The following is a 13,583-nucleotide window of genomic DNA, read 5'->3' as shown; positions in this document are numbered from 1 at the left end:
TGTCGGGCCGCAATCCCCGAACCGGTGATGAACCAACCATCCCGGACCGCCCTGACGCCGGACCGTCATCGCCCTGACATGCGCGCTGACATGGCATTTTCCGGGCGGCGGCTAGCGATGGCTCCGGTGCGCGGTCTCCGGACCCACCACCCGCAGCAGCTCCAACGCCTCGAACGTCTTCGACCCCGGCGGCGGCGCGAAGATCAGCAGCCGCTGGTCCTCGTCCGGGGCCAGCAGCACCTCGTAGTCGAACTCCATCGCGCCGATGGCCGGATGCCGGATCCGCATGCGGCTGCTGCGGCGTACCGCGACCTCGTGACGCTCCCACAGCGAGACGAACTCCGGGCTGGCCCGGCGCAGACGCTCGACCAGCGCCCGGGCCGGCTCGTCGTTGCCACGGCGGACCACCGCCGCGCGCAGGTCGGCCACGTGCACACGGGAGCGCTCGGCGTGCTCCTCCTCCGGATACGCCTCGCGCCTGAGCGGATCGCTGAACCAGCGCCACACGATGTTGCGGTCGGGCTGCTCGACCGTGCAACTGCACCCGAACAACGACTCGGCCATGGCGTTCTGCGCCAGCACGTCACCGAGGTCGCTCAGCACCTGCGCCGGGGTGCCGACGAGGCGGTCGAGCAGGTAGAGCAGGCTCGGCTTGACGTGCTCGCCCGCCCGCGGCCCGGCCGGTGGACGGTGCCCGGCCAGCAGGTAGAGGTGGTCGCGTTCGTCGCCCGTCAGCCGCAGCGCCCGCGCCAGCGCGCCCAGCAACTGGGTGGACGGCTGCGGGCTGCGTGCCTGCTCCAACCGCATCAGGTAGTCGGCCGACATGCCCGCGAGCTGAGCCACCTCCTCCCGCCGCAGCCCAGGGGTACGGCGGCGCGGCCCCGACGGCAGCCCCACCTCGCCGGGCAGCAGCCGCTCCCGCGAGCGGCGAAGGAAATCGGCAAGCTCCTCGCGATCCATGCACCCCATCCTGCAACATCACGAAATATCGCAGTCTAGGACTCCTTGTCCTAGGGAGTCCGGTCCGCTCCTCATCCGGCACGCCGGCTGGCACGGTGACGTCCATGACCCACCACCTGACCGTCTCCGGAACCCGCGTCGCCTACCGCACCCTCGGCGACGGCCCCGCCCTGGTGCTCCTGCACGGCACCGGCCCGGGGTCGGTGACCTGGGACGGCGTCGCCGGCCACTTCACCGACCGCAACACCGTGATCCTCCCGGACCTCGGCGGCAGCGACCTCGCCGAGGACGACGGCGCCCCCCTGACCGTCGAGGACCTGACCCGGCAGCTCGCAGCCGTCATCGAGCACTCCGGCAAGGCGCCCGTGGACCTGCTCGGCTTCTCCCTGGGCGCGGTGGTCGCGCTGTCCCTCGCCGCCACCCGTCCCGAACTGGTCCGCCGCCTGATCCCGATCTCAGGCTGGGCCCACACCGAGGACGCCTACCTCCGCACCGCCCTGCAGATCTGGCTGAGCCTGGCCGGCACCCCGGACGCCTTCGCCCGCTTCTCCATGCTGACCGCCTTCAGCCGCCGCCACCTCAACTCCCTCAGCCCCGAGGACCTGGAGAGCCGGGCGACGTACTTCCAGCCGCACCCCGGCCGCCTGCGCCAGATCGACCTCGGCCGCCGCGTGGACCTGCGCCACCTGCTCCCCCGCATCCAGGCCCCCACGCTGGTCGTCGGCGCCGCCCATGACGGCCTGATCCCGGTGGAGAACTCCCGCGAGCTCCACGCCGCCATCCCCGGCAGCTCCTACCTCGAACTCGACACCGGCCACGTCTCCAGCGCCGAACGCCTCGACGACTTCGTCAAGCTCGTCCGCGACTTCACCGCCTGACCCGGTTCCCCCGGCGAAGACAGCGGGGGCCGGTCCGCACGCGCAGACCCAGCCCCCGCCGCCGACCCGTTCGCTCAGGCCAGCGTGTCCTTGATCTTGATCTGACCGCCGTCGATCACGAACCTCTGGTTGTCGTTGCCGGCCTGACACTCCCACTGGTAGATCCGGACCCCGTTGCCGCGGTCGTTGGTGACGTCGATGCACTTCGGCCGCGACGTCCCCAGCGTGTCCTTGATCTTGATCTGGCCCCCGTCGATCACGAACCTCTGGTTGTCGTTGTCGGCCTGACACTCCCACTGGTAGATCCGGACCCCGTTGCCGCGGTGGTTGGTGGCGTCCACACACATCGGCCGCGACGTCCCCAGCGTGTCCTTGATCTTGATCTGGCCTCCGTCGATCACGAACTTCTGGTTGTTGTTGCCGGACTGACATTCCCATTGGTAGATCCGGACCCCGTTGCCACGATCGTTGGTGACGTCGATACACAAGGGGTTCGGAGCGGAGGCCGCAGCAGGCAGGACGAGACCCGCACTGACGGTGGTGACGAGAACGGCTCCGGACAGAAGACGGCGAACAAGCTGCATGATTGTCCCTCCGAGGGTGCGTTGAACAGGGCTAGAGCACCATGCCGCAACTCACCGTGTTGGATCAATCACCTTCCGTTGACAGTCTCCTATCCCCGTTCAACCAGGGAGCCGCCCAGTGCCGGGCGATGCCATCGACGGGCCTTGCCCGCTGCCTCGCAACGGCACCGCTGTACGGCCACGCAAAAGGCCCTCCCGGAACATCCGAGAGGGCCTTCAGAACTGGGAGCCGCCTTGGGGATTCGAACCCCAGACCCCTTCATTACGAGTGAAGTGCTCTGGCCGACTGAGCTAAGGCGGCGTGCCGTACGGCTTGAAGGAGTCTACAGGAGATCGAGGGGTTCTTGCTCCTCCTGATCACCGGATGCCGGGACAGATCACGCCATCTCCCGGCGGCACCCCCTCCACCAGATACCGATCGACGGCATCGTCCACGCACGGCGAGCCGCCCCCGTACGCGGTGTGCCCGTCGCCGTCGTAACCGAGCAGCACGCCGGACCGGAGTTCCCCCGCCAATGCCCGAGCCCATCCGTACGGCGTCGCCGGGTCGCGTTTCGTGCCGACGACCAGGATCGGAGGAGCGCCCTCGGCGGTCAGGGGATGCGGCGAGAAGGTCGGCCGAGCCGGCCAGAAGGCACACGGCAGCGACGACCACACGATGTACGGCCCGAACCGGGGCGCCTCCCTGGACGTCTCCGCCGCGTCCGCCGCGAAGGCCGCGGCCGTCGTCGGATACGGGCCGTCGACGCAGTTGACCGCCAGGCCGGCCTCCAGCTGGTTGGAGTAGGTGCCGTCGTCCTGCCTGCCCGCGAGCTGGTCGGCGTTCCGCAGCAGGAGGGAGCCGTCGCCCTTCAGCGCCCGGCGCAGCGCCTCGGTGAGCTCCGGCCAGGAGGCGCGGTCGTAGAGCGGCGTCAGCGCTCCGAGCGTGGCCAGCGCCTCGGTGACCGGCCGCCCACCCCCTTCCAAGGGCCGGACGTCGGCACGGCGGAGCAGGGCCCCGACCTCGTCCATCGCTGCTTCGACATCGCGTCCGGCGAACGGGCAGTCCCGGCCGCTCAGGCAGTCCTCGACGTACGCGCGCAGCGCCTTCTCGAACCCCACCGCCTGCTCCGCGTTCATCCGCACCCGCGAGCCGGCCGGATCGAGGGCGCCGTCCAGCACGAGCGCCCGCACCTTGTCAGGGAACAGATCGGCATAGACAGCCCCGAGGAAGGTCCCGTACGACTTGCCGAGATAGGTGAGCTTCCGGTCGCCCAGGGCCTGACGCAGCCGGTCCAGGTCGCGGGCGACGTCCACGGTCCCGAGGTGGGGCAGCAGCCGGGCGGCGTGCTGCCGGCAGCCTGCCGCGAACCTCCGCGCCGCGGCCTCCAGTTCCCCTTGCTCCGCGGCGGTGTCGGGCGTGGTCTCCATGGCCACGAACGCGTCGAGCCGCTCGTCGTCGAGGCATTCGACCGGCGCCGACCGTCCCACCCCGCGGGGATCGAACCCCACGACGTCGAACCGCTCCCGCACCTTCGCGCTCACCGCGAGCCGGGCGGCCCTGGCGTACTCGACCCCGGAGGCCCCCGGCCCGCCGGGGTTCACCACCAGGGAGCCGAGCCGCGGCCCGCTCGCGGGCAGCCGGACGACCGCGAGCTCAAGCTGCTCACCGTCGGGCTCCCCGTGATCGAGCGGCACCCGCAACGTCGCGCACTCGAAGCCGTCACCGCAATCGGACCAGCGGAGCCCTCGCACCGCCCGCTCCTCCCTGCCGCACCCGCCGGCGAGGAGCACCGCCGACACCGTGACCCCGGCCGCGACACCACGCGACACCGGCGCCCACCACGAACCGGACATAGGCAGCAGGGCGGAGGCCCGCCACGAGCGGTAGTCACGCACCCCACCACCCAACCACCGCCGGCACGGGACACGCCGCGGAACCCCCGGCGCTCACCAGGACGAGAAGGAACGGCCCTCCCCCGGATGACTTCACGTCAAGTCAGGAGTTAGCCTGAAAAGACTGCTCCGTTCCCCCCGGGCACGGTCGCTCAGGCGACACGTCCGGAGGCAGTCGTCCGGTATGTCCGGCGAACAACGGAGGCATCCATGAACGGCTACCCGCAGATCGCGGACCACGGCATGATCGGAGACCTGCAGACCGCCGCGCTCGTCTCCGGCGACGGCACCATCGACTGGTGGTGCACGCCCCGGTTCGACTCCCCGAGCCTCTTCGCGTCCATCCTCGACAGCGGGCGCGGTGGGCACTGCCGGCTGGCCGCCGACGTGGACCGGGCCGACGAGACGACCGTCCGGCAGCTCTACCTGCCGGACACCGCCATCCTCGTCACCCGTTTCATGGGCCCCGGCGGCGTCGGCGAGGTCGCCGACTACATGGAGCCGAACACCTCCGCCATGCCTTCCGGCCGGCACCGCCTGGTGCGGCTCGCCCGGGTGGTCCGCGGGAGCCTGCCCTTCACCTTCACCTGCCGTCCCCGCTTCGACTACGGGCGGGCACCGCACACGCTCGCCCTCCACGACGACCGATCAGCGGTCTTCCAGGGCGCTGGCACGAACCTGCACCTGCAGGCCGCCGGCCCCATCACCCTGCGCCCCGACGGCGAGGACGTCGTGGCGGACTTCACCCTCCAGGCCGGCCAGACGGCCGCGATCGTCCTGACCAGCGACAGCGACGGCGACCAGCCCGTGCCGCCCGTGACCCCCGACAGCGCGCGCGACAGCTTCGAGACCTGCCGTGACTTCTGGCACGACTGGCTGCGCGCGTCCCGGTACCGGGGTCGCTGGCGTGACATGGTGAACCGTTCGGCGATCACGCTCAAGCTCCTGACGTACGCGCCCACCGGCGCCCCGATCGCCGCCGCCACGATGGGACTGCCGGAGCAGATCGGCGGCGAGCGCAACTGGGACTACCGCTACACCTGGGTCCGCGACGCCTCCCTGTCCGTCCGCGCCCTGATCGACCTCGGTTTCGTCGAGGAGGCCCAGGCTTTCCGTACGTGGCTGCGTGAACGCCTGATCGTCGGCCGCGCCTCGGGTGAGCCGCTGCAGATCATGTACCGGATCGACGGAGATCCCCTGTTGACCGAGGAAGTGCTCGGCCACCTGGAGGGATACCGGCAGTCCCGGCCGGTACGGGCCGGGAACGCCGCCGCCGACCAACTCCAGCTCGACATCTATGGTGAGGCCGCCGACGCCCTGGCCCAGGCCCAGGAGGTCGGCGGCATCCGCGGCTGGCGGTCCTTCGCCAAGCTGCTCGACTGGCTGGCCGACACCTGGGACCGTCCCGACGAAGGCATCTGGGAGACCCGTGGCGGGCGCCAGGAGTTCACCTACAGCCGCCTGATGACCTGGGTCGCCTTCGACCGCGGCATCCGGATGGCCACCGCCTACTCCCGTCCCGCCGACCTCGTCCGCTGGAGGAGTGTCCGGGACGCCGTCTTCGACCAGATCGTCGACCGTGGGTGGAACTCCGAGCGGCAGGCGTTCGTCCAGCACTACGGCACCGACGTGCTGGACGCGTCGCTGCTGCTCATGCCCCGGGTCGGGTTCATCTCCCCCCGCGACCCGGCCTGGCTGAGCACCCTGGACGCCATCGACAAGGAACTGGTCAGCGACAGCCTCGTCTACCGCTACGACCCGGCCGCGTCCCCCGACGGCCTGCGCGGGTCGGAGGGGACCTTCAACCTGTGCAGCTTCCTCTACGTCGAGGCCCTGGCCCGCGCCGGACGGCTCCAGCAGGCCCGGTACGCCTTCGACAAGATGCTCACCTACGCCAACCACGTCGGCCTGTTCGCCGAGGAGATCGGCCCGTCGGGCGAGCAGCTCGGCAACTTCCCGCAGGCGTTCACCCATCTGGCGCTCATTGCGGCGGCCATCGCCCTCGACGAACAACTTGAGGGCGCCGCCCCGGACGGGCGGTGAACCTCATGGCCTACCGAGCGGGCAGTCGGATCGCGGCGCCCAGCCCCACCAGGGCGAAGATCGCAAGAGCGATCATGGCGAGCGCATAGGACCGGTTCCCCTCGGCCAGCCCGGAGATGAGGATCGTGCCCGCGATCGCCGTGCCGAACGACGAGCCGAGGTTGGACACGCTGCGCGACAGCCCGGAGATCTCGCCCTGTTGCTCCTCGGGAAAGCTGGACTGCACGACGTTGACCGACGGGGTCAGCATCACGCCCACGCCCAGCCCGATGAGCAGCAGCCCCGGCACGAAGGCGACGACCCTCGACGACGCCCCGACCAGGGCGAGCAGGACCGCGATCCCGGTCACGGTCATGGCGAAACCCGCCGAGATCAGGTTCTTCTGGGAGTGCTTCCTGGTGAGCCGCTCCGCCGCCAGCGACGTCAGCAGGACCCCCACGGTCGCCGACGTGAAGATGACGCCCGTCTGGATCGCGTTGTACCCGCGGACCTTCTGCAGGAAGACCGCGACGACGAAGGACGTCCCCATGAGCACCAGCCACTGCATGTTCTGGGTGACGAGGCCGAGATTGGACGTGCGGTTCCGGAAGAGCCGGGTCGAGAGCAGCGGCTCCTTCCCCGCGCGTTCCCGAGCGCGGATGTGCAGGAGGAACCAGACCAGGAACCCGGCCCCGACGACGAGGAACGCCACCATCAGCACGGCGTTCTTGCTCGCCTGGAGGATCCCGAACACCACGAAGAACATGCCGACGGCCGACAGGACCGCCCCGGCGCCGTCGAAGGGACGGGTCGGATCCGGCGCCACCGGGTCGGCGATCCGGCGGCTGAGGAAGACGATCACCGCGACGACCACCGCCTGGAAGACGAACGCGGCCCGCCAGGTGATCGCCGTGGCGATGAACCCGCCGATCAGCGGGCCCGCCGCCGCTCCGACCCCGCCCAGCCCGCTGATCAGGCCGAAGGCCCTGGCCCGCGACCGCAGATCGTCGAACGCCATCGTCGCGAGGATGTAGACGGGCGGGATCAGCAATGCGGTCCCGACGCCCTCAAGGACCGAGTTGCCGACGATCAGCACTGCCAGGCTGGGTGAAAAGGCGCTGGTCAGAGCGCCGATCCCGTACAGGGTGAGCCCTGCGAGGAAACACCTCTTGCGTCCCCAGCGGTCGGTCAGCTTGCTGCACGGGATCATCAGCACGGCCATGATCAACAGGAACAGCGTGATCGTGCTCTGCACGCCCTCCACCGTGGTGTCCAGGTCCCGGCCGATGTCGTTGATCATCACGTTCATGTTCGAGCCGGCGAAGCTGCAGATGAACTGGGCCAGCGCCAGAGGGGCCAGAGGGCTCTTCGCGAAGGCGTCCGGGCCGGTGCCGGTCACGTTCCACCCCGCCGGCGCAGCCCACCGCCCGGACCGGCGCGGAAACCCTCACGGACGGGATCGCCGCGGCACATCGTCCACCTCCCTCGATCCGAAACTCACTGGGACTTCCGCCCCGGGAAGCTTCCGGCACGCCGCGCGGACCGGCCACCCCGGCTCAATGCTGGAACGCGGCCTTCAGCACCACGATGACCAGCCCGAGCAGCAGATTGACCACGCTCGTGACCAGGACCATCCGAGACGAGGCACCGATCCCCACGGCCGCCGCAGCCGACCAGCCGACCTGCCCGGCCACCGCCACCGCGATGGCCAGCCACGCCGTGCCCTGCGGTTCGAGACCCAGCAGCGGTCCGACGGCCACGGCGACGGCCGGCGGCACGGCCGCAGTGACGATCGGCCATTCCTCGGCGCAGGCCCGGCGGATGTCGGCCACGCTCATGCTCTGGAAGACCGCACGGGCGCCGAACAGGCGGGCGTGCACATGAGCGGCCCAGAACACCACGCTGGTCCCCAACAGCAAGACGATCATCTCCAGGCGCGGGAACCTGCCGAGCGACGCGGTGCCCGCCACCACCGAGGCGGCGAGCAGTGATCCGTAGACGGCACCGGTGTAGTCCTTGTGGGCGCCGCCGTCCGGCGACCGATGACCGTCGGCCGGATCGGGCACCTTCCCCATGGCGACCTCTTTCGGTGGTGGCCGCGCGGTCAGCGAGGCGTGGCCGTGCGCGCCGCGGATCCGTGGTGGCGCGAGACGGTTCCGTTCACCGGGCGCCGGTCCCCTCCATCATCTCGCGCAGCTGCGCTTCCTCCTCGCGGTTGAGCGAGGTCTGGATGACATGCCCGCCGTACGACTGGATCTGCGGGATCACCTTGTCCGGGGTGCTCTGCACGACCAGGACGAACAGCGCGGCGGTGCCGGGTTCCAGCGTGTCGGCGAGCTCCCTCATGAACTCGTCGTTGACGCCGGCGTCGGTCAGCGCTCCGGCGGCCGCTCCGGTGGCGGCGCCCAGCGCCATGCCGAACAGCGGCATGAAGAACAACAGCCCGATCAGGCCACCCCACACCGCTCCGCCGGCCGCCCCCATGCCGGTCGTCCCCTTGGTCTGGAGCAGCTTGATCGTGCCGTCGGCCCGGCGTTCGACGATGGCCATGTCCTCCATCGTGATCAGGTTCTGCCGTTGCAGGTCGGCGAGGCGATCACGTACGGCGATGGCGGTGGCGACGTCCGGGTAGGAGATCGCGATGAGGTGGCTCATGGGGCTGTTTCCTTCTGATCGGTTGCGTCGACGAACAGGTGGTCCAGAGGGCAGCACCCCACATCACGGCACGTACGGGGGCAACCTCTGCCAGACCCGCCCTCCCTGCTTCTGATCCCCCCTTTCCGATCGGGCGGCCACCGCGAGGAGGCAAAAGATTTCCATGGGGCAAATCTGTGCAGCCTTTCGGATTCGGCCCCCAGCACGCCGAGAAGGCATCGGCCAGGCAAACGGAAGCAGGGCCTTTTCATGCCCGTCGTCGAGGGTGAGCGGCCGTGGTCACGGGGACCATCCACTTCGCCCTCTTTCTGGTGAGGCGTGATGGAGAGGCGGGGGCTGCCATGGGCTGTTTGTTCGCGGTTTTTGCGGGGCTGTTTCCACGACTCGCCGTCTTCATCATCTGGGTGGCGCGGCCCGCGCTGGTGAGCGCCGCCTTCGACACCTGGATCTGGCCCCTGCTCGGCCTGATCTTCCTGCCGTTCACCACGTTGATGTACGTGATCCTCTACATCCCCGGTGTCGGACTCAGAGGAGCGGACTGGTTCTGGATCGCCGTGGCGGTCGTGCTGGACCTCGTCCACTGGGTCGGCACCGCGACCCAGCGTCGCCGGATCCCCGGCTATCCCCAGGGCTGACCGCCCCCGCTCCACCCGCCGGAGGGCACGTCACTTCGGCGGCGGCGCACCGTGCCCGCCCTTCGGCGGCGGCGCTTCCCCGGGTCCGCCCTTCGGCGGCGCCGCTTCGGCGGCCATGACCTCCCGGAACTCCTGACGCGTGGCGAACGTGTCGACCAGCGACAGCAGCATGGCCACCACCGGGATGGCCAGCAGCGCACCCATCGCGCCGAACAGCGACGCCCCCAGGATCACGGCGGCGAAGGACACCCCGGGATGGATGTCCACCGCCCGCGAACTGATCTTCGGCTCCAGCGTCAGGTTCTCCACCTGCTGGTACACGATGCCCCAGGCCAACGCGGCCACGCCGATCCAGGGCCGGGACGAGACCAGCCCCACCACCACCGGCAGGGCGATGGAGATGTAGGTGCCGATGGTGGGCACGAGCTGGGCGACCAGCCCCGTCCACGCCCCGAGCGCCAGCCAGGAGGGCATGCCGAGCAGCAGGAACACCAGGGCCGAGGCCGTGCCGTTGATGGTGGCCAGAATGAGCCGGGAGGAGACGTAGCCGCCGGTCTTGATCATGGACACGTCCCAGACGCTGATGAAGACCTGCTGGACCCGGCCGGGCAGCAGCTGCGCGAGCCACCGGCGCAGCCTCGGCCCGTCGGCCGAGAAGTAGAACGTCAGCAGCGCCAGGGTGAACAGGTTGAACACCGTTCCGGTCACCGTGCCCAGCAGGCCCAGGATCCCGCCGAGCGCACCCTGCGCGTACTCGGCCGCCTGCTGCGGGGTGAGGTTGATGGAGTGGAGGATGTCGGAGATCTCGTAACGGGTGCCGAAACGGGTGTTGACCCACTCGACGACGCCGGTGATGACCTCGGGCAGGGCCTTCAGCAAGACCGCGACCTGTTGCACGAACATGCTGCCGAACAGCACGAGGAAGATCACGAAGGCCAGGATGAACAACGTCATCACCAGCAGTGTCGCCCTGCCCCGTGGCATGCGCCGCGACATGCGGCGCACGGCGGGCTCCATGGCCAGCGAGAGGAACCACGCCATCACCAGCATGGCGATCAGCGGACCCGCGTCGGTGAGCACGAACCGGAGGAAGAACGCCACCGCGACGACGGCCGCCACGGCGAGCCCGGCCCGCCAGACGTTGGCAGGCGACAGCAGCACCTGCACCGCGGGCACGCCGCCGCTCGGCTCCACCGGCTTCTTCATGGCTGGCTCTCCAGGCTCTGGAACCCACCTCCCGTGACCGCGCGCGGACGGCGGCCCTCGGCGCGTCCAGCCAGTGGCTTGAGCTGCGTCGTACACGGAAGCGACGCACCCAACGTACGACGGCCGACCGCTCCAGCCCGGCATCTACCGCCTGCTCGGCTTGTCCGCGGACGAGCCGAGCCGAGCATCACCTGGACCAGAACGGGATGAGTTGTCTAGCTTTCCTCCCCTTCGCCGGAAGGCTGCTGATCGGCTGGTTCCTCCTGGGTGCCGTACATCGTGTCGTGCTGGATGCGAGGCGAACACACCGACGCGGACGGGCACGCGCAGCGCCTCCCGCCGTCGTCCAGGCGCACCGTCACCGTGTCGCCCGGGACGTTGTGCCCCGTCACGACCCCGTCGCCCTGCGGCGTGCTCACCCGGCTTCCCGCGCGAGGCATTCTGTACCGGCTCTCGACGTACAGCGGGTGCTCGTACTTCAGGCAGCACATGAGCCGCCCGCAAGCTCCCGCGATGCGCAGTGGATTGACCGGAAGGTCCTGGTCCTTCGCCATGCGCACGGACACCGGCTCGAAGTCCTTCAGGAAGGTGGCGCAGCACAGGTCACGGCCGCAGGGACCGATGCCGCCCTGCAACCGCGCCTCGTCCCGGGGGCCGATCTGCCGCAACTCGACCCTGGCCCGCAGGTTACGGGCCAGGTCGCGGACCAGGGCCCGGAAGTCGACCCGATGAGGGGCCGAGAAATAGACGGTGTAGACGTTGTCCTGGTCGAGATAGTCGATGCCGACGACCTTCATCGGCAGCCCATGTCGTTTGATCAGCTTCTTGGACACGCTGCGGGCCTCGGCCCTGCGGCGTTTGTTGGACTCGTCGCGCGAGAGGTGTTCCTCTTCCGCCGGCCCCGCGCACACGGGCAGACCGTCGATGTCCTCGCTCGTGTACTGCGGCGCCCACACACACTCCGCCACCTCGGGACCCGAGTCGGTCGGCACCAGCACCTTGTCGCCGACCTTGGGGGCGTGCCCGCCCGGATCGAGGTAGTAGAGCCTCCCGTAGCGCGTGAAGCTCACGGCCATGATCATTCCCATGGGCTAGAGCTCGCCTCCCTGACGGCCTCGGGGGTTGTTACGGCCTTCCGTTGCCACACTACGTGGGTCCACCCGGCGAACGTGAGGGGCACCGAGCCCGATCTTGAATCAGCCGCCCTCCCGGCACCACTTGTCCTTCGGCAGACTCACCCGGTAGCCGGTCAGGGCCAGCCTCTCGATCAGGCAACGCTGCACGACGACGGATGCGACACCCCGCTGATGTCTCAGGGTCTTGACCAGCCCGCTCCAGTCGTCGAGCTCCGACCTCATGCGCAACCGGTACGACTCCGGCATGTCCTCGACCCTGGTGGCGGCGACCAGGGCCTTGTTGTCCTCGTACTCGCGCTTGAAGTTCTCGTACGCCGACGTCTGGTCCTCGTAGAGGATGGACTTCACCTGCTTGGACGCCTTCAGCAGCGCGAGGACCTTGTCCTTCTGTCTCGTCGTGATCCCCTTTCCCTCCTTGCTGACCTGCTCGCCGTCCGATGCTCGTTCGGCACCGCAGGTGGGCAGCGCCGTGCCGTCCTTGCAGAGGAAGACGCTGATCTGATCCTTCGATGGCCGAAGGGAGACAGCAGCGGGCACCAGGTCGATGTCCTCGATCCCGGGGAGCCGGGCGAGTGCCTGCTTCACCTTCACCGGATCCGTGCCGGGCTCAAGTCGCAGCCGGAACGACGCATGCAGGTCGTCGGCCGTCACCGCGTCGAGCACCTGCTGATTGTGCGCGAAATCCTGTCGGAAGGCGGCGAGGACCGCCTCCCGGTCGAGGAACGTCACCGAGACGACGCCGGGCACCTCCTTCGCCGCCACCTCGATCGACTTCGCCTGCTCGGGTGTGACGTCCTGCCCCTTGCAGGACGGCGCCTTCCCACTGGCCGTCCTCGAACAGAGATAGATCGTCAACTCCGACGAATCGGACCGCCCATCGGTGGGAGCGGCCAGCGTCACCACGTGCTCGTCTCCTCGAACCCCCAGCCAGACGGCGGTCGTCGCCCCCGCGAGCACCACCGCCACGGCCGCGCCCACCAGCCGCAGATCTACCCGGCTCCGGCGCCGCTCGGGCGCCCGCAGCGGCTTGAGCGCACCGGTGTCGACCGTCGCGCCCGCCTCGACGAGCGCCTCCCGCAGTCTGTCTTCCATCGGGCTGTTCATGATTCCTCCCCAAGCGCCCGGCCGAGGGCGGCGAGCCCTCGCGCGATCGTGGACCTGGCCGTGCTCGCATTGACGCCCATGGTCTCGGCGATCTCCTGGTCGGACAGATCGAAGTAGTAGCGCAGGGTCAGCGCCTCGCGCTGCCTGCGCGGCAGCTCCCGCAGGGCGAGCAGCACCTCGCGCCGCTCCTCGCCCAGCAACACGGCGCTCTCGGCCGACCAGACCGGCGGCTCGTAGGGCACCGCCCGCCGGAACACCGTCGCCCGTCTGCGCAGGACGGACCGGCACCCGTTGAGCACGGCTGACCGCACATAGGCCAGCGCCCTGTCGGCCTCCCGCAGGCGGGCCCGGCCGGCGTGCGTACGTGCGAACGCCTCCTGCACGACGTCTTCGGCGGTGGCCTGATCACCGACCATGATCAAGGCGAGCCGCACGAGGCCCACATGATGTTCGGCGAAGATCGACGCCACATCGACCCGCTGCCGCTCCAGGGCCTGTTGTTGGGAGAGCAGTTCGACTTCCACGCTA

The 13,583-nt window shown here is 69.6% G+C and carries 13 protein-coding genes and 1 tRNA gene; 3 read left to right on the top strand and 11 right to left on the bottom strand.

Annotated features, from left to right (window positions below; genetic code table 11):
- Positions 1–111 precede the first annotated feature (111 nt).
- Entirely contained in the window at positions 112–960 is an 849-nt protein-coding gene (locus ABZ815_RS25950) for a helix-turn-helix transcriptional regulator (protein WP_357702167.1), read from the bottom strand.
- A 104-nt stretch (positions 961–1,064) separates the two neighbouring features.
- On the opposite strand from ABZ815_RS25950, the gene ABZ815_RS25945 reads away from it, so the two are divergent.
- Positions 1,065–1,838 (top strand): alpha/beta hydrolase, encoded by a 774-nt coding sequence (locus ABZ815_RS25945; protein WP_357702165.1) that lies wholly within the window; start codon positions 1,065–1,067, stop codon positions 1,836–1,838.
- 74 nt (positions 1,839–1,912) lie between these two features.
- On the opposite strand, the gene ABZ815_RS25940 is transcribed toward ABZ815_RS25945, so the two are convergent.
- The 3 genes from ABZ815_RS25940 to ABZ815_RS25930 form a co-directional block, all read right to left on the bottom strand.
- On the bottom strand, positions 1,913–2,422 hold the full coding sequence (locus tag ABZ815_RS25940; protein ID WP_357702164.1) for an RICIN domain-containing protein: 510 nt from the start codon (positions 2,420–2,422) through the stop codon (positions 1,913–1,915).
- A gap of 227 nt (positions 2,423–2,649) precedes the next feature.
- Positions 2,650–2,723, bottom strand: a tRNA-Thr gene (locus ABZ815_RS25935).
- 56 nt (positions 2,724–2,779) lie between these two features.
- Positions 2,780–4,300, bottom strand: a complete 1,521-nt coding sequence (locus tag ABZ815_RS25930; protein ID WP_357702162.1) for an alpha/beta hydrolase — start codon at positions 4,298–4,300, stop codon at positions 2,780–2,782.
- A 207-nt stretch (positions 4,301–4,507) separates the two neighbouring features.
- Here ABZ815_RS25930 and ABZ815_RS25925 point away from each other — a divergent pair, with 207 nt between their 5' ends.
- Positions 4,508–6,340 (top strand): glycoside hydrolase family 15 protein, encoded by a 1,833-nt coding sequence (locus ABZ815_RS25925; RefSeq protein ID WP_357702160.1) that lies wholly within the window; start codon positions 4,508–4,510, stop codon positions 6,338–6,340.
- 10 nt (positions 6,341–6,350) lie between these two features.
- On the opposite strand, the gene ABZ815_RS25920 is transcribed toward ABZ815_RS25925, so the two are convergent.
- From ABZ815_RS25920 to ABZ815_RS25910, 3 genes are all read right to left on the bottom strand, one after another.
- Positions 6,351–7,718, bottom strand: a complete 1,368-nt coding sequence (locus ABZ815_RS25920; RefSeq protein ID WP_357702158.1) for an MFS transporter — start codon at positions 7,716–7,718, stop codon at positions 6,351–6,353.
- Positions 7,719–7,875: 157 nt separating this feature from the next.
- Positions 7,876–8,394: a hypothetical protein gene (locus ABZ815_RS25915; protein ID WP_357702156.1), complete on the bottom strand. Its 519-nt coding sequence runs from the start codon at positions 8,392–8,394 to the stop codon at positions 7,876–7,878.
- A gap of 85 nt (positions 8,395–8,479) precedes the next feature.
- The gene (locus ABZ815_RS25910; protein ID WP_357702154.1) at positions 8,480–8,974 is read right to left on the bottom strand and encodes a DUF1269 domain-containing protein; all 495 of its coding nucleotides are present in this window, start codon (positions 8,972–8,974) and stop codon (positions 8,480–8,482) included.
- A 275-nt stretch (positions 8,975–9,249) separates the two neighbouring features.
- Between ABZ815_RS25910 and ABZ815_RS25905 the strand changes: the two genes are divergently transcribed.
- The gene (locus ABZ815_RS25905) at positions 9,250–9,609 is read left to right on the top strand and encodes a hypothetical protein (RefSeq protein ID WP_357702152.1); all 360 of its coding nucleotides are present in this window, start codon (positions 9,250–9,252) and stop codon (positions 9,607–9,609) included.
- 30 nt (positions 9,610–9,639) lie between these two features.
- On the opposite strand, the gene ABZ815_RS25900 is transcribed toward ABZ815_RS25905, so the two are convergent.
- The 4 genes from ABZ815_RS25900 to ABZ815_RS25885 form a co-directional block, all read right to left on the bottom strand.
- A complete protein-coding gene (locus ABZ815_RS25900; RefSeq protein WP_357702150.1) occupies positions 9,640–10,815 on the bottom strand; it encodes an AI-2E family transporter in 1,176 nt (391 codons plus the stop codon).
- A 215-nt stretch (positions 10,816–11,030) separates the two neighbouring features.
- Positions 11,031–11,897: a regulatory iron-sulfur-containing complex subunit RicT gene (gene ricT, locus ABZ815_RS25895; protein WP_357702377.1), complete on the bottom strand. Its 867-nt coding sequence runs from the start codon at positions 11,895–11,897 to the stop codon at positions 11,031–11,033.
- 114 nt (positions 11,898–12,011) lie between these two features.
- The gene (locus tag ABZ815_RS25890) at positions 12,012–13,043 is read right to left on the bottom strand and encodes a permease-like cell division protein FtsX (RefSeq protein ID WP_357702148.1); all 1,032 of its coding nucleotides are present in this window, start codon (positions 13,041–13,043) and stop codon (positions 12,012–12,014) included.
- Between the two features lie 8 nt (positions 13,044–13,051).
- Positions 13,052–13,579 (bottom strand): SigE family RNA polymerase sigma factor, encoded by a 528-nt coding sequence (locus ABZ815_RS25885; RefSeq protein ID WP_357702146.1) that lies wholly within the window; start codon positions 13,577–13,579, stop codon positions 13,052–13,054.
- Between the last annotated feature and the right edge of the window lie 4 nt (positions 13,580–13,583).

This window comes from Nonomuraea sp. NPDC047529 (assembly GCF_040642995.1).
Classification (GTDB): domain Bacteria; phylum Actinomycetota; class Actinomycetes; order Streptosporangiales; family Streptosporangiaceae; genus Nonomuraea.
Note: the sequence above shows the minus strand (reverse complement) of the source record. Positions and strands in the feature narration are given on the sequence as shown.